This window comes from Lachnoanaerobaculum sp. (assembly GCF_057250505.1).
This window is the reverse complement of sequence record NZ_DBHIEQ010000001.1, coordinates 8,041-33,604: the sequence shown is the minus strand read 5'-3', so window position 1 is coordinate 33,604 and position 25,564 is coordinate 8,041. Positions and strand designations below refer to the sequence as shown.

The window sequence follows — 25,564 nt, the reverse complement described above, 5'->3', positions numbered from 1 at the left end:
TTCGTGGTTACTAACAAAATTTGGGGAGATACACCATGAAGATTATTATGTTAGGTGCACCGGGTGCCGGAAAAGGTACACAGGCAAAGAGAATTGCAAAAAAGTATAATATACCGCATATATCCACAGGCGATATATTTAGAGCAAATATAAAAGAAAAAACCGAGCTTGGAAATAAAGCAAAAGAGTATATGGATAAGGGAGAGCTTGTTCCTGACGATATTACTATCGGAATGCTTTTAGACAGAATACATAAAGATGATTGCAAAGACGGCTTTGTACTTGACGGTTTCCCAAGAACAATACCGCAGGCGAAATCTTTGACTGAGGCTTTATCAAAGCTTAATGAGAAAATTGATTATGCTATAAATATAGATGTTCCGGACGAGTCGATTATTACAAGAATGAGCGGCAGAAGAGCTTGCTTAAGCTGTGGAAGTACATATCATATAAAGTACTCCGCACCGAAGAAGGAAAATATATGTGATAATTGCGGCAGTGAACTTGTTATAAGAGATGATGACAAGCCGGAAACTGTAAAGAAAAGACTTGATGTATATCACAAACAGACACAGCCTTTGATAGACTACTATGACAATGAGAAAATACTTGCAAGTGTAGACGGTACAAAGGATATGGAAGAAGTGTTTTTAGACATTATTGCAGTTTTGGGATAGATTGTGAGGATTAAGATGGCGGTAACAATAAAATCTGAAAGGGAAATACAGTTGATGAGAGAGGCCGGTGAAATACTGGCAAAAACTCATGAAGGACTGGAAAAGGCATTGCATGCAGGCATGAGCACATATGAAGTAAACAAAATCGGAGACGAAATAATAAGGTCATACGGTTGTGTTCCTTCATTTTTGAACTACAACGGCTACCCTGCTTCAATATGTGTATCTGTAAATGAAGAAGTGGTACACGGTATTCCGTCAAAGAAAAGAATTTTAAGAGACGGAGATGTAGTAAGTCTGGATGCAGGCGTTATTTGGAAAGGCTACCATTCAGATGCTGCCAGAACCCATATAATAGGCGAAGGAAGCGAAGAGGCAAAGGCACTTGTAAAGGTAACAAAAGAGTGCTTTTTTGAGGGAATCAAGTACGCGATTGCAGGTAATCACCTTAATGATATCTGTAAGGCTATAGGCGCATATGCAAAGGACAGAGGATACGGTGTTGTAAGAGATTTGGTGGGTCACGGTATCGGTACACATCTGCATGAAGACCCTGAGGTTCCTAACTTTGATATGAAGAGAAAAGGAATCAAATTACAGGCGGGTATGACACTTGCCATAGAGCCTATGATTACAGCGGGAAGAGACGAAGTGTTATGGCTTGATGATGACTGGACGGTTGTTACAGATGACAACTCACTTGCGGCACATTATGAAAATACTATTTTGATAACTGACGGTGAGCCTGAGATTCTTTCTTTAAGAAAATTATGATAAATATAGGTGATATCGTAGTATCGATAGCGGGTCATGACAGAGGAGAGTATTATCTGGTTATAGAATGTGACAAAGATTTTATCTATGTTGCGGACGGCAGATTAAAGACTCTTGACAAGCCGAAGAAAAAGAACATAAAGCATGTAAGCAGGCTTGGAAAAAGTGATGAATTTATTGATATTAAGAACAATGATGATAACTTTAATGACGTTAAGTTAAAATATCTCTTGAAAAATTGGAGGAGTAAATGTCTAAATCAGACGTTATAGAGATTGAAGGAACAGTTGTTGAGAAATTACCTAATGCAATGTTTCAGGTAGAACTTGAAAACGGGCATCAGGTATTGGCACATATCAGCGGCAAACTCAGAATGAACTATATAAGAATTTTGCCGGGTGATAAAGTTACTATCGAATTGTCACCGTATGATTTGACAAAAGGTCGAATCATTTGGCGTGATAAATAAAATAAGACCTTGCATATTGTACCTGTTAATGGTATAATACTATGGCGTCTTTATTAGTAGCGATGAAAGGAGAGTTACAATGAAGGTCAGATCTTCAGTGAAACCGATTTGCGAAAAATGCAAAATTATTAAGAGAAAAGGTTCCATCAGAGTAATTTGTGAGAACCCAAAGCACAAGCAGAGACAAGGTTGATCTGCATAGGAATAAGGAGGAAGTAGGTAAATGGCTCGTATAGCAGGCGTTGATTTACCAAGAGAAAAGCGTGTTGAGATTGGTTTGACATATATCTATGGTATAGGTCTTACAAGTTCAAGACGTATCTTGAAAGAGGCTAATGTAAATCCTGATACAAGAGTAAAGGATCTTACAGACGATGAAGTAAAAGAGTTGGCACAGGTTATTTCCGATACTCAGATGGTAGAAGGTGATCTTAGAAGAGAGATCGCAATGAACATCAAGAGACTTCAGGAAATAGGTTGTTATCGTGGCATTCGTCATAGAAAGAATCTTCCGGTTCGTGGACAGAAAACTAAGACAAATGCAAGAACACGTAAGGGTCCAAGAAAGACAGTAGCAAACAAGAAGAAATAATAAGTGATGCACTTATATTTTTTCGAAAAGTAATTTTCGCTGTATGTTTTAAAAACAGGAGCGTAGTAAAGTTTGAAAAGGTAGGTTAGTTTAATGGCAAAGAATGCGTCCACCAAGAAGGTGACAAAGAAGCGCGTAAAGAAAAACGTTGAACGCGGACAGGCACATATTCAGTCATCATTTAACAATACAATTGTTACATTAACTGATACCCAGGGTAATGCAATATCATGGGCAAGTGCCGGTGGTCTAGGATTTAGAGGTTCAAAGAAATCTACTCCATATGCGGCATCTATGGCTGCAGAAACTGCTGCAAAGGCAGCTTTAGTACATGGACTTAAGTATGTAGATGTTATGGTAAAGGGACCCGGTTCAGGAAGAGAAGCAGCTATTCGTGCGTTGGCTGCATGTGGAATAGAAGTGACAAGTATTAAGGATGTGACTCCGGTACCACATAATGGATGTCGTCCACCAAAACGCAGAAGAGTCTAATAGGAGGTACTAAAAGTGGCAATTAATAGAGTTCCCGTTCTTAAAAGATGCAGATCACTTGGCCTTGAGCCTGGTTTTCTGGGAATAGATAAAAAGTCTAACAGAGATACAAAGAGAGCAGGCCGTAAGCTTAGTGAGTACGGCATGCAGCTTAGAGAAAAGCAAAAAGCAAAGTTCATCTACGGCGTATTGGAGAAGCCGTTCAGAAACTATTATGCTAAGGCTGAGAGAATGAAGGGTCAGGTTGGTGAGAACCTTATGATTCTCTTGGAGAGAAGACTTGACAATGTTGTTTTCCGTATGGGATTCGGAAGAACCAGAAAGGAAACAAGACAGATTGTCGATCATAAGCATGTTTTAGTAAACGGCAAATGTGTAAATATTCCGTCTTATCTTGTAAAGGCAGGCGATGTTATCGAGATCAAGGAGAAGGCAAAATCTTCTGCAAGATATAAGGAAGTTGTAGAGTCAACAGCCGGAAGAATCGTACCGGCTTGGATTGATGCAGATCTTGAAAATTTAAAAGGTACTGTAAAGAGCCTTCCTACAAGAGAAGAAATTGATGTTCCTGTAGACGAACTTCTTATCGTTGAGTTGTACTCTAAGTAATAGGAATCTTAACAGCTGATACTTATTTTCGTATCAGCTGATTTGCTAATAATAGAAATATAGCCTGAATTATCAGCGAAGGCTCGGTTTTGTCAGGCGTTGGCATAGTTTATCTAAAAGGAGGGACATTCGTGTTCGATTTTGAGAAACCAAATATTGAGATTGCAGAGATTTCCGAGGATAAGAAGTTCGGCAGATTCATATGTGAACCACTGGAGAGAGGTTATGGAACAACTTTAGGTAATTCCCTAAGGAGAATCATGCTCTCATCCCTCCCAGGATCAGCTGTCAGTCAGGTTAAGATTGACGGTGTGTTACATGAATTTTCTTCTATACCGGGAGTAAAGGAAGATGTAACAGAGATCATAATGAATGTAAAAAGCTTGGCGATCAAGAATTCAGCTGAAGACGGCGAGCCGAAGGTTGCTTATATAGATTTTGATGGTGAGGGAGTTATCACTGCAGAAGATATTCAATGTGATCCATGTATAGAAATCATTAACAAAGACCAGGTTATTGCAACAGTTTCAGAGGGCAAGTTCTATATGGAATTGACAATAACCAACGGTAGAGGTTATGTAAGTTCAGATAAAAACAAGGGAGAGGATACTCCTATAGGCGTTATAGCAATTGATTCTATATACACACCTGTAGAGAGAGTAAATCTTCGTGTTGAAAATACTCGTGTAGGTCAGATGACAGACTTTGATAAGCTGACACTTGATGTTACTACAAACGGTACATTGGCACCTGATGAGGCGGTAAGTTTGGCTGCCAAAGTTTTGAGTGAGCACCTTAATCTGTTTATAGATTTGTCTGACAATGCTAAAACTGTTGATGTAATGGTAGAAAAAGCAGAGGATGACAAGGAAAAAGTTCTGGAGATGAATATAGATGAACTTGAGTTGTCAGTTAGATCCTATAACTGTTTGAAGAGAGCAGGAATCAATACAGTTGAGGAGTTGTGTTCACGTACACCGGATGATATGATGAAAGTCAGAAATCTGGGTAGAAAATCATTAGAAGAGGTTCTTCAGAAACTTGAAGAGCTGGGTCTTCACCTTCGTGAGAGCGAAGAATCATAAAAAAGAATAATAGACATATATAGTAAGTCCAATGTTAGCATATGTATGTTTCCTATGGAGGAGAAAAAATGGCAAAGTATAGAAAACTTTCAAAGACATCCAGTCAGAGAAAAGCATTATTAAGAAATCAGGTTACAGCACTTTTACAGCATGGTAAGATTGTTACAACAGAGGCAAGAGCAAAAGAGATCAGAAAGATCGTTGAGCCGCTTATAGCATTGGCTGTTAAGGAGAAGGATAACTTCGAACTTGTAAAGGTAAATGCAAAGGTTGCAAGAAAAGATGCAAACGGCAAGAGAGTAAAAGAAGTTGTAGACGGCAAGAAAGTTACCGTTTATGATGAGGTAGAGAAGGAGATCAAGAAAGATAAGCCTTCAAGACTTCATGCAAGAAGCAAAATCAATGCTGTAGTTTATGTTCCTACAGAGGTTCCTACAAAGGGCGCTGCTAAGAAGAAGAACACAAAGTCACTTGACCTTGCTAAGAAGCTTTTCGATGAGTACGGTCCTAAGTATGCAGATCGTAACGGTGGATACACAAGAATAGTTAAGATCGGTCTTCGTAAGGGCGATGCAGCTATGGAAGTTTTACTTGAGTTAGTATAATCTTAAACATAAAATGATAGCAGTCACTGACTGCTATTTTTTTCACCATAATGATGAAGTTATAGCTTGAGGATAAAACTTAACTACCATTGACTGTTACAGGAGCTTTTTATGATAGAGAAAAAACTTAGAGGATATATCCTACCAAATATTTTAGCGACAACAGGTACATCATGCTATGTATTGGCAGACACATTGTTCATATCCTTAGCTGAAGGAGCCAATGGAATAACAGGTTTGAATTTGGTACTGCCTATATTCGCAATAACATACTCAATAGGTGCAATGATAGGTATAGGTTCTGCAACAAAATATGCACTCTTAAAGTCACTGGGTGAAAAAGAGGAGGCGGATAAATACTTTTCAAATTCATTTATATTTACATTATTATTCAGTCTGTTCTTTTTGATGCTTGGAATATTTGTTCCGGATGTGGTACTCAGATTGATGGGTGCGGATGATGTGATAGAAGCGGTAACGCATTCATATATGAGAGTGATACTTTGTTTCTCGCCTTTCTTTATGCTGAACTTCACATTTACAGCATTTGTAAGAAACGATAATGCGCCGAAGACGGCAATGGCGGCAACACTTTTAAGCGGAGTGTTCAATATCATATTTGACTATGTACTGATGTTTCCGCTTGGACTTGGTATGCTTGGTGCGGCACTTGCAACCGGATTTTCACCTGTTGTAAGTATGTCTATATGTATGACACATTATCTTTCAAGGAAAAACAGTATACGTTTTGAACTCGTTTTGCCTTCAATCAAAAGATTTATATCAGCTTGCAGTCTGGGTGTAGTGGCATTTGTAGGCGAGATATCAAACGGTATAATAACCATTGTATTTAACTTTATACTGCTTAATCTCGTCGGAAATATAGCGGTTGCAGCCTATGGAGTTATTGCAAATACGGCACTTGTGGGAGTGGCGATGTTAAACGGAGTTTCGCAGGGATTACAGCCTGTAGCAAGTGAAACCTACGGCAGAGCTGAGAAAAAAGAACTGAAAAAAGTACATATATATTCACTTATAGCCGCTATGATTATAGCATTGACTCTGGTAGTTTCGGTACTTGTATTTGCGCCGTTTATTATAGAGGCGTTTAACAGTGAAAAGTCCGATATATTGGCAAAATATGCAATTCCGGGTATCAGAATATACTTTATCGGCTTTATACCTGCAGCATTCAATATCATTACCGCAGGATTTTATAGTGCAACAGGCAGAGGAAGAGAGTCGTCTATTATAGCTATATCAAGAGGAATAGTTGCAGTGATTGTACTTGCACTTATCTTGTCACGCTTTTTCGGGGTTGTAGGAGTGTGGAGCTCATTTTTCACTGCGGAAATATTTACCGCAATATTATGCGTAGCGCTTATGAAAAAGACTTCTTAAAAAATGTGTAAAAGCATGTAATAATATTGACAAACAACTAAAAAGGATTTACATTGTATACAGATACTCCTAACAAGGAAGAGGCTCTGACTTGAAAGGTGGTTTGTGAATGTATAAGATTGTGCGAAGGCACATTTATTTGAGTACCCAAAGCCACCGTGGCTTTGGGCTTTTTTAATACAAAAATCTATTATTTATAAAGGGGAAATATGGATAACAGAGTAGCATTGATGGCAATAATCGTGGAGGACAGAGATTCTGTAAAAGCACTCAATGATTTATTGCACGAGTACGGAGATTATATTATCGGAAGGATGGGAATACCCTATCATAAAAGAAACATAAGTGTGTTGTCGGTCGCTCTCGACGCACCTAACAATGTGATTTCAAGCCTTTCAGGTAAAATCGGAAAATTATCCGGAGTAAGTATAAAAACTGCTTATTCAAATGTGGGTGATGCCAATGGCTAAAGATATAACACTGTATAAGACAAAATTTAAGGACACTGAGTATGACAGAGATGTTGAGATTGACAAAAGTATCGCTCTGATAGATAAACTTGAAAGAGAAAGAAGTCTTGGCCTTGAAGAATATAAATATATTGTTGAGAACTTGAATGAAGAGGTATTTGAATATATCAGTAAAAAGGCGAGAATACTTGGGGACGAAAACTACGGAAAAGATATTTATCTTAGAGGACTTATCGAAATCAGCAATATATGTAAGAACGATTGCTACTACTGCGGAATTAGGCATTCAAATAAAAACTGTGACCGTTACAGACTCTCAGATGATGAGATAATTGAATGTGCGGATGAAGGATACAGGCTAGGTTACAGAACCTTCGTGATGCAGGGAGGTGAAGACGGAAAGTTTGAGCCGGAATATATATGCTCTATTGTAAGGAAAGTCAAGGACAAGTATAAGGATGTTGCCGTGACACTTTCTTTAGGAGAATATGAAAGAGATGAGTATCAAAAGATGTTTGATGCAGGTGCGGACAGGTATCTTTTAAGACATGAGACTGCGGATAAGGAGCACTATGAAAAGCTGCATCCTAAGCAGATGTCATTTGACCACAGGATGAAATGCTTACAGGACCTTAAGGAGATAGGATTTCAGGTAGGTTGCGGTTTTATGGTGGGCTCGCCGTATCAAACTTCCACCACACTGGCAAAGGATCTTAAGTTTATAGAAGAGTTCGGTCCGCATATGTGTGGAATAGGTCCTTTTATCCCACATCATGATACCGCATTTAAAGATGAGAAAAGCGGAAGTATACAGATGACGCTTTTTCTTATAGCGATACTTAGGATAATGAGACCGAAGATGTTGATACCTGCTACAACCTCACTTAGTACTCTTGACAATCTGGGCAGAGAAAAGGGAATACTGGCAGGTGCAAATGTGGTGATGCCGAATCTTTCACCGCTGAAGACAAGAAAAAAATATGAACTATATGATGGAAAGGTATGTACAGGAGATGAAGCTGCTCACTGCATCGGATGTATTACCAACAGAATCAATAATATAGGTTATGAAGTTGCAAAGGTAAGAGGAGATAGTAAATGTTCAAGTACGATGTAAAATCAAAAAAAGCCGAGGAATTTATAAACCATGAAGAAATATTGGAGACACTCAAGTTTGCCGAGGAAAATAAAAACAATATTCCTTTGATAGAAAAATACCTTGAAAAAGCAAGGCCGAAAAAAACGGATAAAGGTATTATAGCCGAGGGACTTACTCACAGAGAGGCTTCAGTACTGCTTGCTTGTGAGGATAAGGAAATCATAGAAAAGATTTATGCGCTGGCAGGTGAGATAAAGCAGACTTTCTACGGCAACAGAATAGTAATGTTTGCACCGCTCTATCTTTCAAACTACTGCGTAAACGGATGTGTATACTGTCCTTATCATGCAAAGAATAAGCATATCGCAAGAAAGAAACTTACTCAGGAAGAGATAAAGAATGAAGTTATTGCACTTCAGGATATGGGACATAAGAGACTTGCAATAGAGTCGGGTGAGGACCCTATAAACAGCCCTATTGAGTATATACTTGAGTCTTTAAAGACAATATACAGTATCAAGCATAAAAACGGCGCTATCAGAAGAGCCAATGTAAATATTGCGGCTACTACAGTGGAAAATTATAAAAAGCTTCATGATGCGGGTATCGGTACATATATCCTTTTTCAGGAGACCTATAACAAGGAATCTTATGAGAGCCTTCATCCTACAGGACCGAAGCATAACTATATATACCATACCGAAGCTATGGACAGAGCTATGGAGGGCGGTATTGACGATGTGGGACTTGGAGTACTTTTCGGACTTGAGTCTTACAGATATGAGTTTGCGGGGCTTTTAATGCACGCGGAACACCTTGAAGCCGCATTCGGTGTAGGACCTCATACTATAAGTGTACCGAGGATTAAAAAGGCTGATGATATAGATCCGGATGCTTTTGACAACGGACTTGATGACGATACCTTTGAGAAGATTATCGCATGTATAAGAATTGCAGTACCGTATACAGGTATGATTATTTCTACCAGAGAGAGTCAAAAGGTAAGAGAGAGAGCGCTGAAGGTAGGTATTTCACAGATAAGCGGCGCTTCAAGAACTTCGGTAGGAGGATATACCGAGGAAATCAGACCTACAGATTCCGAGCAGTTTGACGTATCCGACCAAAGAACTTTGGATGAGGTGGTGGATTGGCTTATGCAGATGGGACATATTCCTTCATTTTGTACAGCCTGCTACAGAGAGGGCAGAACAGGTGACAGATTTATGAGCCTGTGCAAGAGCGGACAGATTATAAACTGCTGCCATCCTAATGCGCTGATGACTTTAAGTGAGTATATGACAGACTATGCATCCAAAGATACCAAGGATGACGGAATGAAGATGATAAAGTCCGAGCTTGAGAAGATAAGCAACCCTGTGGTAAAGCAAAAGGCTACACAGTATATAAGTGAAATAGAGACTACAAATGCAAGGGATTTCAGGTTCTAGTATGAGCAGTTTGAATATGAATACCACTCCTTTCGGAGAGAGAGCAAGTATCGTGATATTCGGTTGCTGTAATGCCGGAAAATCAAGTCTTATAAATGCAATCACTTCACAGAATATAGCGATAGTTTCGGATATAAGAGGTACAACTACAGACCCTGTAAAAAAGACTATGGAACTTTTACCATTCGGTCCTGTGGTAATTACAGATACTCCGGGACTTGACGATAAAAGTACACTTGGCACACTTAGAGTTGAAAAAAGTCTTGATTATATAAATCAGGCGGATTTGATACTCTTTGTAGTAGATGCAAGCAGAGAAGCTACTTCTGATGAGCTGATATTTTTAGACAAAATAAAGTCCGTTAATAAGAAGTATCTTATAGTCGGAAACAAATGTGATTGTGAGAATATAAAAAATGAACTTAAGGTTGATATATATGTTTCCGCACTGAAAGCTGTCAATATAGATAATCTGAAAAATATGATGTCACAGATATTGTCTGAAGGTAAGAAGGAGAAAACCGTCTTAGGCAATATGATGAAGGAAAAGGATATAATACTTTTGGTGACTCCTATAGATGCTTCAGCCCCGAAGGGAAGACTTATATTGCCGCAGCAGCAGGTAATAAGGGAGATACTTGACAGACACGGCATTGTAATAGAAGTGCAGGTAAATGAGATAAAAGACGCCTTGGAAAGAATAGGAAATATTTCACTTGTGATATGTGACTCACAGGTATTTAAAGAGGCGGATGAGGCGGTACCGGAAGATATCCCGCTTACATCATTTTCCATAGTATTTGCCAACTACAAAGGAGCTTTGCAAAGCTTATACAGTGCGGCCAAAGTACTGGATACGCTGAAAAAAGGCGACAGAATACTGATAAGTGAGGGCTGTACACATCATAGGCAGTGTGAAGATATCGGAAGTGTGAAGATACCGAGACTGGTAAGAAAACACACCGGACTTTTTGATGAAGACGATCTTATTTTTGAGTTCAGCACCGGAGGAGAGTTCCCTAAGGATGTATCAATGTACAAGCTGATAATACATTGCGGTGCCTGTATGTTGAATGAAAATCAGATGAAAACTAGGATGAAGTTTGCAAAGGAAAGAGAAATCCCTATGACAAACTACGGTATTGCTATAGCATATATGAACGGTATACTAAAAAGAGCGATGAAGCCTCTAAAAAACATATAAAAATGCCCCTTGCAGTTAAGGCTGCAGGGGGTATTATCTTAGGCTTAACAGTGATATTGATTCCTCATCTCTAAATTGGAGTGAAATCTCGGTAAGTTCATCAGGAGTCTCATTCATATCTCTGCTCATCCAGAATATCAAATTGTTGTAGATTCCGCCTATGATATAAGAAAGCTCATATTGCTTTGTCAGCGGAAACTCGATTGCAATTTCACTGAACTGAAATCTTTTTGAGAGCACATCCAAAAGCAGTGAAGAAAGATTGGAATGATAAATAAGTAAGACTTCTTTCTTATAATTATAAAAAGCCATATATATCGAATGAATATACAGCGTAAAGTCTATGCTTGACAGATTTGTAAAGCCGTCAAGAGACTCCTTTAAAACCATATCAAAAAAGAATGATATGATGTCTTCTTTTGATTTAAAATGTCTGTAGTATGATGAACGGTCCACTCCGGCCTTCTTTGCAATCTCACCTATTGAAATCTTTGCATAGTCTTTTTCAAGCATCAATTCAAGCAAAGCGGAACACATATATCCCATCATCATTTCAGTTGTAGTATTTTTTCGTCTCATATACCTCTCCATAGCAAAAATACATCGACATTATAATAGTAAAAAAAATAAAAGGCAATATATATCGCAGATTTTAGATATATATTGCCTTAAAACGAACTATGAAATAAAGTTTATAAAGTTAAAGGATTAGTCTTCTTTTTTCTTAAGACCGATTGTTGCAAATGCCATACCGACAACAGAACCGAAAAGTACGATTACATTTCTTGCGATATCTGATGCATCTGCAGTCTTTGGAACTGAGAATCTGCTCTTTGTCTGCTTATTTAAAGACGGACCCTGTGGAGCAGGAACTCTTGTAACATTACCTGCTGTATTCTGATTGTTCACGTTTGAAGCAGGAGTAGAAGGAGTCTGAGCAGGTGTAGTTGTAGCAGGTGATGAGTAGCTGCTGCAGGTGTTTGAGCCGCACTTCTTACACTGTTTATAATAAAGATATACTGTGCATTTGAGTGTTTAGCTTTTCTTCTTACATAGATTGCATCATTTGCACCGAGGTTTTGGATGCTCTTTCCTGCAGGAAGGTTAAGTGTAAAGTTACCTGAAGCGTCTGAAGTAGCACTTGCATTTGAAAGAGCTACGATATTTGCACTTGCATTGAAGATGCTGTTTGCCATAGCTGTTGTAACGGAACCGCTTGTCTGCGGAGCAACAGTGTACTCATATGTGTAGTCGTTTAAGCTCTGTGCAACGGAGTTGTTATAAAGTGAACCGCCTGTTACCTTTGCTGAAAGTGTTGTAGCACCTACTGTAGGGAACTCAACGCTTATCTGTGTATCATTGTTTACAATCTTATTTGCCATAGCGGAGAAAGTAGATGTACCTACAGTTGATGTAACATTTATACCCATCTGCTCCGAGTTATGGAATCTTGTCTGCCAGTTTGCAGGAAGTTGGAAGCTGAATCCTGTCCAAGCACCTGTGCTGCCTGTCCATGTAAGTGCAAGGTTTGTAAGTACAGCGGCAGGAGAAGAACTTCTGCTGTCAGGATATATATCTACAACTGTACTTGCCTTTACAGCATCGCTTACACCCGTACCTTCAAGTGTTACACTGACTGTATTTCCTGAAATTGTAATATTATCGGTATTAGGAATTGCATGTCCATGTGCTACTGCCGGGTTTGTAGCAAAAGCGCCTGCAAAAACATTGATTGTAGGTATTGCTGTAGTTGATATAATCGGTGTAGCCAATGCAAGTGAAAGGGCAACTGCAACGGCTCTCTTATTAAAACTTAATTTCATAATATTTTCTCCTTGTTTTTATAACTTATTCAATATGCCTGTATTATATAATATTTTCAAAAGATTGAACAAAAAAGGTATGGATTGCGTTAATTAAGGTATAAACTGCGTTAAATTTGAAAATATTACGGGAATCTTACTTTTTTTATCTTTTTTTTATAACAAGATTAGGATATAATAAAAGAACTAGTGCAAGTTTACTATTCAATATTAGGGGGAAATATGGTGAAGAACAAGAATGCATTCGGAGTCATGATGTTGATGCTGGCGGCAATTATATGGGGGTCGGCTTTTTCCGCTCAAAGTATAGGTGCAAGATATGTGAATGCTTATACATTTCTTGCAATAAGAAGCTGGATATCCTTTATTGCCATGATTCCTGTAGTGTGTTTTTTTAAGAAGAAAAAGTCCGGTGATGAAAAGACAAAGGACAAATCTTATAAAAGAACATTATTTATTGCAAGTCTTTGCTCAGGATTTTTTTTGTTTTTTGCAAGTGCAATGCAGCAGATAGGTATAAAAGAGTCAAATGCATCAAAAGCAGGATTTATTACGGCACTGTATGTTATCCTGGTTCCTATTATCTCTATCATATTTTTTAAGGCAAAAGAAGGAATCAGACTTTGGATAAGTGTAGTACTCAGTATAATAGGAATGTTCTTACTCTGTATACACGGAGGGATCAGCTTACAATACGGAGATGCTATACTATTATTTTGTGCCCTTTTGTTCGCTTTGCAGATAATTACCGTAGGACATTTTGTAAAAAAGGTGGATGTACTTGACCTTTCCATCTTTCAATTCTTTGTAGTGGCGTGTTTTTCAAGTATTGTGATGATTGTTGTTGAAAAGCCGCCCGTTGATATGATAATGAAAGCATTGCCGGCTCTTTTATATGTAGGAGTTTTAAGCGGAGCCTGCGGATATACTTTACAAAATGTGGGGCAACTGTATGTAAGACCGAGTATTGCAAGCCTGCTTATGAGTCTTGAAAGTGTGTTCAGCGCGGTTTTTGCATGGATAATACTTGGTGAAGTACTTGGAGGTCGTGAGCTTATAGGAGCAATACTTATGTTTGTCGCTATTATAGTGGCACAGCTGCCTACAAAAGGGGATGAATGATGGATATTTATGATTTGATAAAGGATGAAGACAGGATATCTTTTATAGGTATGTGTAAAAATGCCGGTAAGACTACTGTACTTAACGAGGTGATAAAGAGTGTACATAACAGAGGTGAAAATATACTGCTTACTTCTATAGGAAGAGACGGTGAAGAACTTGACCTTGTCACCAACACAAAGAAGCCTGAAATATATATTTATAAGGATGACTATATTGCGACTGCAAGAAACCTGATAAAGTACTGTGATATAACCAAGGAAATAGTGGAAAGCACAGGTATATATACTCCGATGGGAGAGATAATAATAATAAAGGCGTTAAGTGACGGGTATGTGCAGATAGCGGGACCGTCCATTGCAACTCAGATGGCGAAGGTGTGTGAAAGCTTCAAAGGCTACAGTGACGGAAAGATTTTGATAGACGGAGCCTTGGAACGAAAGAGCATTGCTACAGGCAAGGTCAGCAATGTGGCAATACTTTCAAGCGGCGCATCATACAGTGTGGATATGGAAAAGACGGTCAGAGACACTATTTTTACATCAATGCTTTTTTCACTTCCCGAGTATAAACTGAATCTGCCTGATAATTTCAACAAGGAAAATTACAGTGATAAGTATTATATAATAGAAGAAAATCATCTGAAGAGAAGTAGTGAAAAGGTAGATTTAAAGGAGATATGGGCTAAGGAAAGTGATATAGAGAGTGTATTTGTAAACGGAGCTCTGACCGATGCCATGATAAAACCGCTGCTGCTCTCAAATGCAAAGCTTGAGGGGAAGAGATTGGTATTTTTTGACGGTTCACGAATATTGATAAATTATGAAAATTTTGAAAAACTCATACAAAGAGGTATGATATTTTCATGTATTGAAAGAATAAATATTTTAGCAATAACGATAAATCCTTTTTCGGCGTACGGAAATCATTACGATGCGGAGGAGTTCTTAGAAAAAATGAGAGAATATACAAGTCTGCCGGTTATAAATATTGCGGAAAAATATAGGGGGTAAAGATGGATTTTTGGCAAAGAGAAAATATAGGTTTTGAATTCATAAAGGGCAAAATGTTGCCTGCCACACCTTTCGGAGCCGAGCTTGTAAAGAGTATAAGACCTTTTAGAAAAGATGAAAGAGATGTTTTGGAGACTGAATTAAGCAATTTGAATAAACTCTCATTAAATTATGAAGAGGTAAAATCCGATATCAATGCAATCAGAAGAATATTTATGCAGATGAAGGATGTAAGGGGCTCTATAAAGTTCGGAAGAGACAATACAATTTCAGATATAGAACTGTTTGAGATAAAGATATTGCTTATGCAACTTGAAAAATTGAAACCGATTGTTGAAAGAGTAGCGGATGAGATTTTACTTGACGGATTTTTCATAGAGCCTGTAAGCATTGCGGTGGATATACTTGATCCTGACGGCAGGAGGATACCTACTTTTTCAATATATGATGAATATTCCGACACCTTAAAGGAGATTAGGAAGAAGAAGCGTGAAATTGAATTAAAGATGCAAAGTGAGGAGTCTTTATTTGAGGAGCTTAAGGATAAGAGACTTTATATTACGGTAGAAGAAGAGAAGGAAGAAAGAAGGATAAGAGAAGAACTTTCAATAAAGTTAAGGCCGTATTTTGATACCGTAATAAAGAATATAGATAGTGTTGCAAGACTTGATTTGCTCATAGAAAAGCACCGTGTATCAAAACTTTACCCTTCATGCCTGCCGCAAATCACAAAAGATATTCTTATATTGAAAGAAACAATCAATCCGTATATATGTGATATTTTGGAGAGCAAGAGACTTAAGTTTACACCTGTAAGTATAGAGATGGGACTTGGAACTACGGTACTTACAGGTGCAAACATGGGAGGTAAGAGCGTTACTCTAAAGACTGTGGCGTTAAACACATATCTTGCACTTTGCGGATTTTTCGTATATGCAGACAGTGCAAGTATTCCCGCTTTTGACGAGATAATTATGATATCGGAGGAGTCACAGTCCGTAGCAAAGGGGCTTTCAAGCTTCGGTGCACAGATTGTGGAACTTAAGAACCTTTTAAATGAAATAGAAAATAAATTTGTGTTTGCAATTTTGGACGAGTTTGCAAGAGGGACCAATCCGAAAGAAGGCGAGAGTCTGGTAAGAGGACTTGTCGCACTACTTAATACAAAGAAGACTGTAAGCCTTTTGGTAACTCATTTTGACCATGTTGCTGAACTTTCAAAAAGTCACTACCAGGTCAGAGGATTACAGGGAGTATCTGAGGAGAGGGTTTCATCCGCACTTCTTACAAAGTCGGATGACGATGCAAAGATTACAGCCATCTCACAGTTTATGAATTACGGTATCTTTAAGGTGGACAAAGATGCCAAGCCGCCTAAAGAGGCACTTATGATTTGCAGACTCTTAGGGTTGCAAGATGAACTTTTAGATATACTATAATAGAAAGGCCGGGTTATGCCACTTACTGTTAGGGACATCATTGAGAACAATTTTTTTCCGGGCACCGAACTTATAACAGGAAGAGAGAGTGCCGGAAATATAATCAGTTGGGTAAACGTACAGGAGATACTTGATTCTGTAGATATGGTAGGCAGCGGTGAACTGCTTATAACAACAGGATTTGATCTGGCGGATTATACAAGATATTTTAATTTGATAAAGAGACTGAAGGCAAAGGGCGTTGTCGGACTTATGGTACAGACGGGCTACTATGTGGACAGTATACCTGTATATATATTGGAGTCTGCCAGAAAGTATAAGTTTCCGGTATTGGAGCTGCCTGCAAGTTTTTCATTTTCAGAAGTTTTAAAGACTCTTATAAGTGAGATAAACAGAGAGTCGGTTATAGGCAATCAAAGCTATTTGGATTTCAACTATTTTTATCCCAAGCTTAAGAAAAAGCTTGGTGAGAGCCTTGAAAGAGGTATAGGAAGCGACAACATTATAGCTGTTTTGGCTGTTTCGGCAGTCAATGTATACAATGAAGTAGGACCTGATGTAGAAGAAGCGTTTGAAAATATAAAATCATTGTCTGTAATCAGCTGTGATACATATATCGGACATTATGAAAAGAATATACAGATGACATTTTGTCTGGGATTTGAAAATGCTACCAAACTCAGAGATTTGATGGATGAGGTACAGGTGGTACTTATAAGACTTTCAAACAAGATAGGATTGAATTTATTTGCTACAGCCGATATGGTTGAGAACAACAATCTTGAAAACTGTATTAAACACTGTATGGAAGCCTTACAGACCTTGCACAGTATCAGAGCTATCAGAGGTACCTGTATGTATGAGCATATGACATTTTTGAAAAAACTGTATTCAATATATAGAACAAATACACTTTATTCAAAAGAAAATAAGGTGCTCAGGCTTCTACTTGACAAGGACAGAGAATCCGACAGTGACTATATAAAGACTGTAAGGTTTTTTCTTGAAGAAAACGGTAATGTTACAAGGGCCGCAAAGCGACTTTTTGTCCATAGGCATACCTTGATAAACAGAATGGATGCTATAAAAGATATTACCGGATTCAACTTTGACGACTACTATGAGAGACTTGATTTGTCGTTGGCACTGATGTTAAATGATTACTTTGATTAGAATAAAGATACGGATGAGATAATACTGAATGTATTTTTTGTCCGTATCTTTTTTATTATGCAAAATATTCAATGAAATACTATAGTTTCAGTATAAAATAAGCATTTATAAAATTTTACAATCTGCTACACTGTCTAAAACTTATATGTGCATATCGTATATGAAATATGAATTTCAGTATAGTAAAATAATAAAGTATTATAATTCAAGTTAAAATATCATAGTAAATTCAAATATAAAAAAACCTTATATAAAGGATTCAAATATACGATATATACATTTTGTCCACTAACTTGTATTTTTTTATATACATTTAGTCAGTCCCCAATTTTTTAAGTTTATTGTAAAATATTTACATAAAAAAAGAGATGAGTACGGCTTATCTATGTAAGGAGGAAACATGGTTAAATCAACTATTAGGCTTCGTATGAGCGCTCATGATGCTCACTACGGCGGTGAGTTGGTAGACGGAGCAAGAATGTTGGGATTATTCGGAGATGTAGCAACTGAACTTTTGATCATCAATGACGGTGATGAGGGTCTTTTTAAGGCTTATGACAGCGTAGAGTTTTTGGCACCTGTTCATGCGGGAGATTTCATTGAGGCGACAGGTGAGATCGTTTCTGTAGGAAACACATCAAGAAAGATGGTATTTGAGGCAAGAAAGGTAATCACACCTAGAACGGATATCAATGATTCGGCATGTGACGTATTAAAAGAGCCTGTAGTGGTATGCAGAGCAAGCGGAACCTGCGTAGTACTTAAAGACAGACAGAGAAACAAGTAGGCAAATATGGAAAAACTTATTATTACAGCATGTATATGCGGTGCTGAAGTTACAAAGGAGCAAAATCCTAATGTACCGTATACGGTGGAAGAAATCGTAAGAGAAGCAAAATCCGCTTATGATGCGGGTGCGGCTATCATACATCTTCATGTAAGAGAAGATGACGGAACACCTACACAGAGTGCGGACAGATTCAAAGAATGTATTGATGCTATAAGAAAAGAGTTGCCGGATGTTATTATACAGCCTTCTACAGGCGGTGCGGTAGGTATGAGTAACGAAGAGAGACTTGCACCGATTGATCTTAACCCTGAGATGGCAACACTTGACTGCGGAACCTGCAATTTCGGCGGAGATGAGATTTTTGTAAACACTGAAAATATGATTGTGGATTTTGCAAAGAAGATGAATGAACATAATGTAAAGCCTGAAATCGAAGTATTTGATAAAGGCATGGTGGATATGGCGATTCGTCTTCACAAAAAGGGGTTTATAAAAGCTCCTATGCATTTTGATTTCGTAATGGGCGTAAACGGCGGCATTTCGGGAACACCGAGAGATTTATTATTTATGGCGGAGAGCATACCGCAGGGATCAACATGGACCGCTTCAGGAGTCGGAAGAGCGGAATTTCCGATGGTAACAATGGCTATTCTTATGGGCGGACATGCAAGAGTAGGATTTGAGGACAATATATATCTTAGCAAGGGCGTAATGGCAAAGTCAAACGGAGAGCTGGTTGAGAAGGTCGTGAGACTGGCAAAGGAACTTGGCAGAGAAATAGCTACGCCGGATGAAGCAAGAAAAATACTTGGTTTAAAATAGATTGGAGAAAGTATGTTAAAGGGAAATAAGTACGGTATTCACAGAGTAATTGAACCGCAAGGGGTTTTGACACAGGCAGCAAAGAAAATCGACAACGATATGACAAAGAGATATTCAAACGAGATTATCTGCGATGTTATTTCATTGAACATCGATTCTGCTTCATTTACACAAATTGAGGAAGCTTGCAATAAGGACACTGAAAAGATCGGACAGATGATCCTTGATATCGTAAATGAGAGAGGAAAAATGCAAAATCCTGTAACAGGTTCAGGCGGAATGTTTATCGGAACTGTAAGCTATATCGGTGAGGACCTTAACACAGATATTAAGGTTGGAGATAAGATCGCATCTTTGGTATCACTTTCTATGACACCTTTAAAGATTGACAAGATCAAAGCTATTCATCCTGAGATAGACAGAGTGGACATTGACGGTCAGGCAGTATTGTTTGAGAGCGCACTATATGCAAAGCTTCCTGACGATTTACCTGAGCCGCTTGCACTTGCAGCACTTGATGTAGCCGGTGCACCTGCTCAAACAGCTAAGCTTGTTCAGTCAGGACAGAGAGTATTGGTACTTGGCGGAGCAGGAAAGAGCGGAATGCTTGTTTGCTATGAAGCTATGAAGAGAGTAGGACCTACAGGTAAGGTAGTGGCTATGGACTACAGCAAAGAAGGTGTGGAAGAACTTAAGAAGATGGGACTTTGCCATGAAGCGTTCCAGGCAAGTGCCGCACTTCCTGTAGATGTACTTGAGAAAGCTTTAGAGCTTAATGACGGAAAAGAATATGATGTTTCAATATGCTGTGTAAATGTAAACAACTGTGAGATGAGTGCAATCCTTCCTGTTCATGACGGCGGATGTGTATACTTCTTCTCAATGGCTACAAGCTTTACAAAGGCTGCACTCGGAGCAGAGGGCGTAGGCAAAGATATCGATATGATTATCGGAAACGGATATACAAAGGGACATGATGTTATTACATTACAGGAGATTCGTGAAAATCCTGCAATCAGAGAAGTATTCGAGAAAAAGTACGTTTAATACACATAAGTAAGGGGAATCAAATTAAATGAGAAATAGTAGAGAAAACGGTTTATTCGTGGACGTTCCGGACAACGAGTGGAATGACTGGAAATGGCAACTTAGAAACAGAATCACAAATGTAGAGAGTTTAAAGAAGTACGTAAAGCTTACCGAGAAGGAAGAAGAAGGTGTAAAGAGATGCCTTGAGAACTTAAGAATGGCTATCACACCGTATTATCTTTCACTTATAGATCTTGATGATGAGAACGATCCTGTAAGAAAGCAGGCAATTCCTACAGTGTCCGAGCTTCATATAGCTGATGCGGACCTTGCGGATCCTTTACATGAGGATACGGACTCACCTGTTCACGGACTTACACACAGATATCCGGACAGAGTATTATTCCTTGTAACAGATCAGTGCTCAATGTATTGCAGACACTGTACAAGAAGAAGATTTGCAGGACAAAACGATACAAGCGTACCTACATCACAGGTGGATGCCTGCATTGACTATATCAGAAGACATCCTGAGGTAAGAGACGTACTTCTTTCAGGCGGTGATGCACTTCTTATCAGCGATGAAAAGCTTGAGTACATCATCTCGGAGCTTAGAAAAATAGATCACGTTGAGATTGTAAGAATCGGTTCAAGAACACCTGTTGTTATGCCTCAGAGAATTACACCTGAGCTTGTAAATATGCTCAAGAAATATCATCCGATTTGGCTCAATACACATTTCAATCATCCTAGCGAGATTACAAAAGAATCTGCAGAGGCTTGTGCAAGACTTGCAGATGCAGGTATCCCTCTCGGAAATCAGACAGTGCTTTTAGCAGGTGTAAACGACTGTGTACATATAATGACAGACCTTGTGCATGAGCTTGTAAAGATCAGAGTAAGACCTTACTACATCTATCAGTGTGACCTTTCACAGGGACTTGAGCACTTCAGAACACCGGTTTCAAAGGGTATTGAGATTATAGAAGGACTTAGAGGACATACATCAGGATATTGTGTTCCTACATTCGTTGTTGACGCACCCGGCGGCGGCGGAAAGACACCTGTTATGCCTAACTATGTTATTTCACAGAGTCCGGGCAAGGTAATACTTAGAAACTATGAAGGTGTTATCACAACATATACGGAGCCTGAGCATTATGAGAATCATTGCAACTGTGATATTTGCAAGGGTAAGAGAGAAAAGCAGTTAGGCGGTGTGGCAGGACTTGAGCAAGGAAATGCTATGACAATTGAGCCGGCTGATTTAGCAAGATTTAGAAGATCACATGAGAAAAAATAGGAGATAAAAACATGAGTAAACTTGGACTTGATCAAAGTTTAATCTCTAAAGCTAGAAATAGTGCAAAAAATGTTGCGCTGGATGTCCAAGCCTTTATTGATGAACATACTACAGTAGCTGTAGAGAGAACGGTATGCAGACTTTTAGGGATTGACGGAGTAAACAGCGTGGAGGTTCCGCTACCGAATGTGGTAGTGGACCACATGGTGGAACATAAGCTTCTTCCGATGGGTGCGGCATTCATGATTGGAAATGCAATGCTGGAGCTGTCACTCACACCGAATGAGATAGCACAGGGTATCGACAAAGGTGAGATAGATTTATCAAAGTTAAAGATTCATTCATCAAAGGAAATTGAGGATGCAATTGCACCGGTAGCAAAGACTATGGTGGACAGAATTCAGGTAAACGTTGATAAAAGAAATGAATACTTGGCAGAGTTTGGAGATACAAAGGGTCCGTATATATATTTGATTGTTGCTACAGGAAATATATATGAGGATATCACACAGGCGGTGGCAGCCGCAAAGCAGGGAGCCGATATAATAGCTGTTATAAGAACCACAGGACAGAGCCTGCTTGACTATGTTCCGTACGGTGCCACAACAGAAGGATTCGGCGGTACATATGCTACACAGGAAAACTTCAAACTTATGAGAAAGGCACTTGACGAGGTAGGTGAAAAAGAGCACAGATATATCAGACTGTGTAACTACTGTTCAGGACTTTGTATGCCTGAGATAGCGGCAATGGGTGCTATGGAAAGACTTGACGTAATGCTTAATGACGCACTCTACGGAATTCTTTTCAGAGATATAAATATGCAAAGAACATTGATTGATCAGTATTTTTCAAGAATCATCAACGGATTTGCAGGCGTTATTATAAATACAGGTGAGGACAACTACCTTACTACGGCAGATGCTATAGAAGAAGCACATACAGTACTTGCATCACAGTTTTTGAACGAGCAGTTCGCTCTTGAAGCCGGATTACCGCCTGAGCAGCAGGGTCTCGGTCACGCATTTGAAATTTCACCTGATGCGGAGAACGGATTCTTATTTGAACTTGCACAGGCACAGATGGCAAGAGAAATATTCCCTAAGGCACCTCTTAAATATATGCCTCCTACAAAGTTCATGACAGGAAATATCTTCCGCGGTCATGTACAGGATGCACTCTTTAATATGGTGACCATACTTACACATCAAAAGATACATCTTCTCGGAATGATGACAGAGGCTATACATACTCCGTTTATGTCTGACAGAGCGCTTGCAATAGAAAATGCACAGTATATCTTCAGAACAATGAAGGATTTGGGAGAGGAAATCGAGTTCAAGGAAAACGGTATCATTAGAAACAGAGCAAATGAAGTCCTTACAAAGGCTGCAAATCTTTTATCGGATATTGAGACACAGGGATTGTTTGCTACACTTGAAAAGGGAACATTTGCGGATATAAAGAGACCTTTCAACGGAGGTAAGGGATTAGACGGAGTCGTTGTAAAAGATAATGTATACTTCAACCCATTTATTCCTCTTATGAAGAAGGAGGTAAAAGATGAGTAGCGGTTTATATAATCTAAATAAGGTCGACTTTGATAAGACTCTTGACCTTACAAAGGTAAAGGCTTATGGCGATACCATGAACGACGGTAAGGTTCAGGTCAGCTTTACACTTCCTATAAAGAATGATGAGAGAGGTGAAGAGGCTGCAAGAATACTTGCAAAGAAAATGGGACTTTCAGATGTCAATGTGGCATACAGAAGATCACTTGATGCGGAGTTTACATTTTTCGTAGTTTATGGTAGTTTGGTACACAGTGTCGATTATACAAATATTCATGTGCAGACAGTTGAAGAAGAGACAATGAGCATGGAAGAAGTAAATGAATTTATCAAAGAGAACTTCCACAGAAAGATAGTTGTTGTCGGAGCTTCCACAGGTACAGATGCACATACTGTAGGAATAGACGCTATAATGAACAGAAAAGGTTTTGCCGGACACTACGGACTTGAGAGATATGAGATGATTGATGCATATAACTTAGGTGCACAGGTTACAAATGAAGAGTTCATAGAAAAGGCAAGAGAACTTAATGCAGATGTATTGCTGGTTTCACAGACAGTCACACAAAAGGATATTCATATAAAGAATCTTACAAATCTTGTAGAACTTTTGGAGGCTGAAGACCTTAGAGATAAGTATATTCTCATATGTGGAGGCGCAAGAATCACGTATGAGCTTGCTAAGGAACTGGGCTATGACGCAGGATTCGGAACCGGAAAGTTTGCAGACGATGTAGCAACATTTGCTGTTACTGAAATGGTAAAAAGAGGCTTAGGTAAGTAAAGGAGTAAAAATGACAGGACTTATTCATGTATACGAAGGCGACGGTAAAGGAAAGACAACTGCAGCTGTAGGGCTGGCGATAAGATGTGCAGGTAGCGGCAGAAAGGTCCTGTTTACACAATTTTTAAAAAGTGATACTTCAAACGAGCTGAAGGTACTGAGAAAAATAGATAATATAGAAGTTTATACAAAAAAAACTAATTTTGGGTTTACATTTAATATGACTGATGCTGAGAAACTTAAAGCAAAAGAGTTTTTCACAAATCATTTAAAAGACGTTATTCATCTTGCCGCTGAAGGTAAATATGACTTAGTGGTAATGGATGAGGTAATAGATGCTTACAATCTTGATATGGTGGATCATGATACATTGACGGATTTTCTTAAATCCCGCCCTGAAAATCTTGAAATTGTCATGACCGGACGAAATCCTAAAAATGAGATAGCACAACTTGCTGATTATTTTACACATTTTCAAAAGGTTAAGCATCCCTTTGACAAGGGGCAAAGGGCCCGTGTCGGTATAGAAATGTAAAAGAGAGGAAACGGTATGAATAGTGGGAATGACACTTGTAAACCGAGGTTTTTTAGAGATAAAAAATCATACGTGCTATGTTTAGCATTGTTTATTGCAGTTATGTGTCCGATGGTTGTATTTGGAGCGGAGGCGGAAGCACCGAAGCCTGCTCTGTACGCAACATTTTGGTCACTGATACCGCCGCTTGTAGCTATCGTGCTTGCACTTATAAGTAAGGAAGTATACAGCTCACTTGCAATCGGATTGATTTTCGGCGGTATGTTGGCGTCAGGATTTAACTTTGAAGGAACTATGAAGGCTGTATTTGAGCAAGGTATGGTTTCAGTACTGTCAAGCAGCTACAATGTAGGTATTTTGATTTTCCTTGTTATCTTGGGAATGGTTGTTGCACTTATGAATAAAACAGGCGGTTCTGATGCCTTCGGTAAATGGGCATCTAAAAGAATCAAGACCAGAGTAGGTGCACAGCTTACATCAATCCTTCTCGGATGTCTTATATTCATCGATGACTACTTTAACTGTCTTACAGTAGGTAGCGTTATGAGACCTATTACAGATAAGCATCAGGTTTCAAGAGCAAAGTTGGCATACTTGATAGATGCTACAGCAGCTCCTGTATGTATTATTTCACCTATTTCATCATGGGCAGCAGCAGTTACAGGCTTTGTTGACGGTGAAGACGGATTCGGACTTTTTGTGAAGGCTATCCCTTTCAATTATTATGCGCTTCTTACAATTGTAATGATGCTTGTAATAACACTTTGGAAGTTTGACTTCGGTCCTATGAAGGTTCATGAAGAGAATGCAATGAAGGGTGATCTCTTTACAACGGGAGAAGAGAAGTTTGAAGAGCTTGACAGAGGATGCCATAAGGACGGCAAACTTGTAGATATGCTCTTCCCGATCATTTCACTTATTATTTGCTGTGTAGTAGGTATGCTTTATACAGGTGGAATATTCAGTGGTGCAAGCATTGTAGAGGCCTTCTCAAATTGTGACGCTTCAGTAGGTCTTTCAATGGGTAGCTCTATAGCACTTATTATCACATTGATATTCTATATTTCAAGAAGATCACTTAAGTTTACAGAATGTATGGATTGCTTACCTGCAGGATTTAAGGCAATGGTTCCTGCAATACTTATTCTTACATTTGCATGGTCATTGAAGGCTATCACAGATGTACTTGGTGCAAAGCAGTTCGTAGCCGCTATGATGGAGCATTCGGCAGCAGG

At 38.8% G+C, this 25,564-nt stretch carries 30 protein-coding genes; 27 read left to right on the top strand and 3 right to left on the bottom strand.

The genetic code is table 11. The features are described from left to right. Positions 1–35: 35 nt before the first annotated feature. From ACO6FI_RS00190 to hydF, 15 genes are all read left to right on the top strand, one after another. Positions 36–677: an adenylate kinase gene (locus ACO6FI_RS00190; RefSeq protein WP_485455586.1), complete on the top strand. Its 642-nt coding sequence runs from the start codon at positions 36–38 to the stop codon at positions 675–677. 15 nt (positions 678–692) lie between these two features. Beyond that, positions 693–1,451 carry a type I methionyl aminopeptidase gene (gene map, locus ACO6FI_RS00185; protein WP_485455585.1) on the top strand — a complete coding sequence of 253 codons (759 nt, stop codon included), beginning with the start codon at positions 693–695 and terminating at the stop codon, positions 1,449–1,451. Then, a complete protein-coding gene (locus ACO6FI_RS00180) occupies positions 1,448–1,723 on the top strand; it encodes a KOW domain-containing RNA-binding protein (RefSeq protein ID WP_485455584.1) in 276 nt (91 codons plus the stop codon). Before map ends, ACO6FI_RS00180 begins: the two co-directional genes overlap by 4 nt. After that, complete coding sequence (gene infA, locus ACO6FI_RS00175; protein ID WP_007593317.1) at positions 1,702–1,920, top strand: translation initiation factor IF-1; 219 nt, start codon at positions 1,702–1,704, stop codon at positions 1,918–1,920. Before ACO6FI_RS00180 ends, infA begins: the two co-directional genes overlap by 22 nt. 79 nt (positions 1,921–1,999) lie before the next feature. Further along, positions 2,000–2,113, top strand: a complete 114-nt coding sequence (rpmJ, locus tag ACO6FI_RS00170; RefSeq protein WP_003497809.1) for a 50S ribosomal protein L36 — start codon at positions 2,000–2,002, stop codon at positions 2,111–2,113. Between the two features lie 30 nt (positions 2,114–2,143). Beyond that, positions 2,144–2,512, top strand: a complete 369-nt coding sequence (gene rpsM, locus ACO6FI_RS00165; RefSeq protein WP_008752078.1) for a 30S ribosomal protein S13 — start codon at positions 2,144–2,146, stop codon at positions 2,510–2,512. Between the two features lie 93 nt (positions 2,513–2,605). Continuing rightward, the gene (gene rpsK, locus ACO6FI_RS00160; protein ID WP_007593313.1) at positions 2,606–3,004 is read left to right on the top strand and encodes a 30S ribosomal protein S11; all 399 of its coding nucleotides are present in this window, start codon (positions 2,606–2,608) and stop codon (positions 3,002–3,004) included. Positions 3,005–3,019: 15 nt separating this feature from the next. Further along, positions 3,020–3,613 carry a 30S ribosomal protein S4 gene (gene rpsD / locus ACO6FI_RS00155; RefSeq protein WP_009445673.1) on the top strand — a complete coding sequence of 198 codons (594 nt, stop codon included), beginning with the start codon at positions 3,020–3,022 and terminating at the stop codon, positions 3,611–3,613. 131 nt (positions 3,614–3,744) lie between these two features. After that, positions 3,745–4,698, top strand: a complete 954-nt coding sequence (locus ACO6FI_RS00150) for a DNA-directed RNA polymerase subunit alpha (protein WP_040457991.1) — start codon at positions 3,745–3,747, stop codon at positions 4,696–4,698. Between the two features lie 68 nt (positions 4,699–4,766). After that, positions 4,767–5,303: a bL17 family ribosomal protein gene (locus ACO6FI_RS00145; protein WP_124952400.1), complete on the top strand. Its 537-nt coding sequence runs from the start codon at positions 4,767–4,769 to the stop codon at positions 5,301–5,303. Between the two features lie 111 nt (positions 5,304–5,414). Continuing rightward, entirely contained in the window at positions 5,415–6,704 is a 1,290-nt protein-coding gene (locus ACO6FI_RS00140; protein WP_485455583.1) for an MATE family efflux transporter, read from the top strand. A 209-nt stretch (positions 6,705–6,913) separates the two neighbouring features. Next, positions 6,914–7,174, top strand: a complete 261-nt coding sequence (locus tag ACO6FI_RS00135; protein WP_485455582.1) for a TM1266 family iron-only hydrogenase system putative regulator — start codon at positions 6,914–6,916, stop codon at positions 7,172–7,174. Further along, positions 7,167–8,291 carry a [FeFe] hydrogenase H-cluster radical SAM maturase HydE gene (gene hydE, locus ACO6FI_RS00130; RefSeq protein WP_485455581.1) on the top strand — a complete coding sequence of 375 codons (1,125 nt, stop codon included), beginning with the start codon at positions 7,167–7,169 and terminating at the stop codon, positions 8,289–8,291. The genes ACO6FI_RS00135 and hydE overlap by 8 nt, the downstream gene beginning before the upstream one ends. After that, entirely contained in the window at positions 8,273–9,721 is a 1,449-nt protein-coding gene (hydG, locus tag ACO6FI_RS00125) for a [FeFe] hydrogenase H-cluster radical SAM maturase HydG (RefSeq protein ID WP_485455580.1), read from the top strand. Before hydE ends, hydG begins: the two co-directional genes overlap by 19 nt. Further along, a complete protein-coding gene (gene hydF, locus ACO6FI_RS00120; protein ID WP_485455579.1) occupies positions 9,699–10,925 on the top strand; it encodes a [FeFe] hydrogenase H-cluster maturation GTPase HydF in 1,227 nt (408 codons plus the stop codon). The genes hydG and hydF overlap by 23 nt, the downstream gene beginning before the upstream one ends. 33 nt (positions 10,926–10,958) lie before the next feature. Here the strand turns inward: hydF and ACO6FI_RS00115 are convergent, their stop codons facing one another. From ACO6FI_RS00115 to ACO6FI_RS00105, 3 genes are all read right to left on the bottom strand, one after another. Next, positions 10,959–11,504, bottom strand: coding sequence for a TetR/AcrR family transcriptional regulator (locus ACO6FI_RS00115; RefSeq protein WP_060930088.1), 546 nt, complete (start codon positions 11,502–11,504; stop codon positions 10,959–10,961). Between the two features lie 129 nt (positions 11,505–11,633). Next, complete coding sequence (locus ACO6FI_RS00110) at positions 11,634–11,834, bottom strand: hypothetical protein (protein ID WP_485455578.1); 201 nt, start codon at positions 11,832–11,834, stop codon at positions 11,634–11,636. Continuing rightward, on the bottom strand, positions 11,831–12,748 hold the full coding sequence (locus tag ACO6FI_RS00105; protein WP_485455577.1) for a hypothetical protein: 918 nt from the start codon (positions 12,746–12,748) through the stop codon (positions 11,831–11,833). Before ACO6FI_RS00105 ends, ACO6FI_RS00110 begins: the two co-directional genes overlap by 4 nt. 222 nt (positions 12,749–12,970) lie before the next feature. Between ACO6FI_RS00105 and ACO6FI_RS00100 the strand changes: the two genes are divergently transcribed. The 12 genes from ACO6FI_RS00100 to ACO6FI_RS00045 all read left to right on the top strand — a co-directional run. After that, positions 12,971–13,870 (top strand): DMT family transporter, encoded by a 900-nt coding sequence (locus ACO6FI_RS00100; protein ID WP_485455576.1) that lies wholly within the window; start codon positions 12,971–12,973, stop codon positions 13,868–13,870. Next, on the top strand, positions 13,870–14,883 hold the full coding sequence (gene kamB, locus ACO6FI_RS00095; protein ID WP_485455738.1) for a lysine 5,6-aminomutase reactivase subunit KamB: 1,014 nt from the start codon (positions 13,870–13,872) through the stop codon (positions 14,881–14,883). Before ACO6FI_RS00100 ends, kamB begins: the two co-directional genes overlap by 1 nt. 2 nt (positions 14,884–14,885) lie before the next feature. Further along, positions 14,886–16,322 (top strand): lysine 5,6-aminomutase reactivase ATPase KamC, encoded by a 1,437-nt coding sequence (gene kamC / locus ACO6FI_RS00090; protein ID WP_485455575.1) that lies wholly within the window; start codon positions 14,886–14,888, stop codon positions 16,320–16,322. Positions 16,323–16,337: 15 nt separating this feature from the next. Beyond that, positions 16,338–17,495, top strand: coding sequence for a PucR family transcriptional regulator (locus ACO6FI_RS00085; RefSeq protein ID WP_485455574.1), 1,158 nt, complete (start codon positions 16,338–16,340; stop codon positions 17,493–17,495). Positions 17,496–17,895: 400 nt separating this feature from the next. Further along, positions 17,896–18,282: a 3-aminobutyryl-CoA ammonia lyase gene (gene kal / locus ACO6FI_RS00080; protein ID WP_298054195.1), complete on the top strand. Its 387-nt coding sequence runs from the start codon at positions 17,896–17,898 to the stop codon at positions 18,280–18,282. A 6-nt stretch (positions 18,283–18,288) separates the two neighbouring features. Next, positions 18,289–19,107 (top strand): 3-keto-5-aminohexanoate cleavage enzyme, encoded by an 819-nt coding sequence (gene kce, locus ACO6FI_RS00075; RefSeq protein WP_009445692.1) that lies wholly within the window; start codon positions 18,289–18,291, stop codon positions 19,105–19,107. 12 nt (positions 19,108–19,119) lie between these two features. After that, positions 19,120–20,154, top strand: a complete 1,035-nt coding sequence (gene kdd, locus ACO6FI_RS00070) for an L-erythro-3,5-diaminohexanoate dehydrogenase (protein ID WP_485455573.1) — start codon at positions 19,120–19,122, stop codon at positions 20,152–20,154. Between the two features lie 28 nt (positions 20,155–20,182). After that, positions 20,183–21,439: a lysine 2,3-aminomutase gene (gene kamA / locus ACO6FI_RS00065; protein ID WP_485455572.1), complete on the top strand. Its 1,257-nt coding sequence runs from the start codon at positions 20,183–20,185 to the stop codon at positions 21,437–21,439. An 11-nt stretch (positions 21,440–21,450) separates the two neighbouring features. Next, the gene (gene kamD, locus ACO6FI_RS00060) at positions 21,451–23,010 is read left to right on the top strand and encodes a lysine 5,6-aminomutase subunit alpha (RefSeq protein WP_485455571.1); all 1,560 of its coding nucleotides are present in this window, start codon (positions 21,451–21,453) and stop codon (positions 23,008–23,010) included. Further along, positions 23,003–23,794 (top strand): lysine 5,6-aminomutase subunit beta, encoded by a 792-nt coding sequence (kamE, locus tag ACO6FI_RS00055; RefSeq protein ID WP_009445697.1) that lies wholly within the window; start codon positions 23,003–23,005, stop codon positions 23,792–23,794. The genes kamD and kamE overlap by 8 nt, the downstream gene beginning before the upstream one ends. A 10-nt stretch (positions 23,795–23,804) precedes the next feature. Then, positions 23,805–24,329, top strand: coding sequence for a cob(I)yrinic acid a,c-diamide adenosyltransferase (locus ACO6FI_RS00050; protein ID WP_485455570.1), 525 nt, complete (start codon positions 23,805–23,807; stop codon positions 24,327–24,329). Between the two features lie 15 nt (positions 24,330–24,344). Beyond that, a partial coding sequence (locus ACO6FI_RS00045) for a Na+/H+ antiporter NhaC family protein (protein WP_485455569.1) occupies positions 24,345–25,564 on the top strand: 1,220 nt, incomplete at its 3' end.

Coding starts and splice junctions, on each gene's coding strand:
- ACO6FI_RS00190 (WP_485455586.1), top strand. CDS start 36: ATGAAGATTATTATGTTAGGTGCACCGGGTGCCGGAAAAGGTACACAG.
- map (WP_485455585.1), top strand. CDS start 693: ATGGCGGTAACAATAAAATCTGAAAGGGAAATACAGTTGATGAGAGAG.
- ACO6FI_RS00180 (WP_485455584.1), top strand. CDS start 1,448: ATGATAAATATAGGTGATATCGTAGTATCGATAGCGGGTCATGACAGA.
- infA (WP_007593317.1), top strand. CDS start 1,702: ATGTCTAAATCAGACGTTATAGAGATTGAAGGAACAGTTGTTGAGAAA.
- rpmJ (WP_003497809.1), top strand. CDS start 2,000: ATGAAGGTCAGATCTTCAGTGAAACCGATTTGCGAAAAATGCAAAATT.
- rpsM (WP_008752078.1), top strand. CDS start 2,144: ATGGCTCGTATAGCAGGCGTTGATTTACCAAGAGAAAAGCGTGTTGAG.
- rpsK (WP_007593313.1), top strand. CDS start 2,606: ATGGCAAAGAATGCGTCCACCAAGAAGGTGACAAAGAAGCGCGTAAAG.
- ACO6FI_RS00145 (WP_124952400.1), top strand. CDS start 4,767: ATGGCAAAGTATAGAAAACTTTCAAAGACATCCAGTCAGAGAAAAGCA.
- ACO6FI_RS00140 (WP_485455583.1), top strand. CDS start 5,415: ATGATAGAGAAAAAACTTAGAGGATATATCCTACCAAATATTTTAGCG.
- ACO6FI_RS00135 (WP_485455582.1), top strand. CDS start 6,914: ATGGATAACAGAGTAGCATTGATGGCAATAATCGTGGAGGACAGAGAT.
- hydE (WP_485455581.1), top strand. CDS start 7,167: ATGGCTAAAGATATAACACTGTATAAGACAAAATTTAAGGACACTGAG.
- hydG (WP_485455580.1), top strand. CDS start 8,273: ATGTTCAAGTACGATGTAAAATCAAAAAAAGCCGAGGAATTTATAAAC.
- hydF (WP_485455579.1), top strand. CDS start 9,699: ATGCAAGGGATTTCAGGTTCTAGTATGAGCAGTTTGAATATGAATACC.
- ACO6FI_RS00115 (WP_060930088.1), bottom strand. CDS start 11,504: ATGAGACGAAAAAATACTACAACTGAAATGATGATGGGATATATGTGT.
- ACO6FI_RS00105 (WP_485455577.1), bottom strand. CDS start 12,748: ATGAAATTAAGTTTTAATAAGAGAGCCGTTGCAGTTGCCCTTTCACTT.
- ACO6FI_RS00100 (WP_485455576.1), top strand. CDS start 12,971: ATGGTGAAGAACAAGAATGCATTCGGAGTCATGATGTTGATGCTGGCG.
- kamB (WP_485455738.1), top strand. CDS start 13,870: ATGGATATTTATGATTTGATAAAGGATGAAGACAGGATATCTTTTATA.
- kamC (WP_485455575.1), top strand. CDS start 14,886: ATGGATTTTTGGCAAAGAGAAAATATAGGTTTTGAATTCATAAAGGGC.
- ACO6FI_RS00085 (WP_485455574.1), top strand. CDS start 16,338: ATGCCACTTACTGTTAGGGACATCATTGAGAACAATTTTTTTCCGGGC.
- kal (WP_298054195.1), top strand. CDS start 17,896: ATGGTTAAATCAACTATTAGGCTTCGTATGAGCGCTCATGATGCTCAC.
- kce (WP_009445692.1), top strand. CDS start 18,289: ATGGAAAAACTTATTATTACAGCATGTATATGCGGTGCTGAAGTTACA.
- kdd (WP_485455573.1), top strand. CDS start 19,120: ATGTTAAAGGGAAATAAGTACGGTATTCACAGAGTAATTGAACCGCAA.
- kamA (WP_485455572.1), top strand. CDS start 20,183: ATGAGAAATAGTAGAGAAAACGGTTTATTCGTGGACGTTCCGGACAAC.
- kamD (WP_485455571.1), top strand. CDS start 21,451: ATGAGTAAACTTGGACTTGATCAAAGTTTAATCTCTAAAGCTAGAAAT.
- kamE (WP_009445697.1), top strand. CDS start 23,003: ATGAGTAGCGGTTTATATAATCTAAATAAGGTCGACTTTGATAAGACT.
- ACO6FI_RS00050 (WP_485455570.1), top strand. CDS start 23,805: ATGACAGGACTTATTCATGTATACGAAGGCGACGGTAAAGGAAAGACA.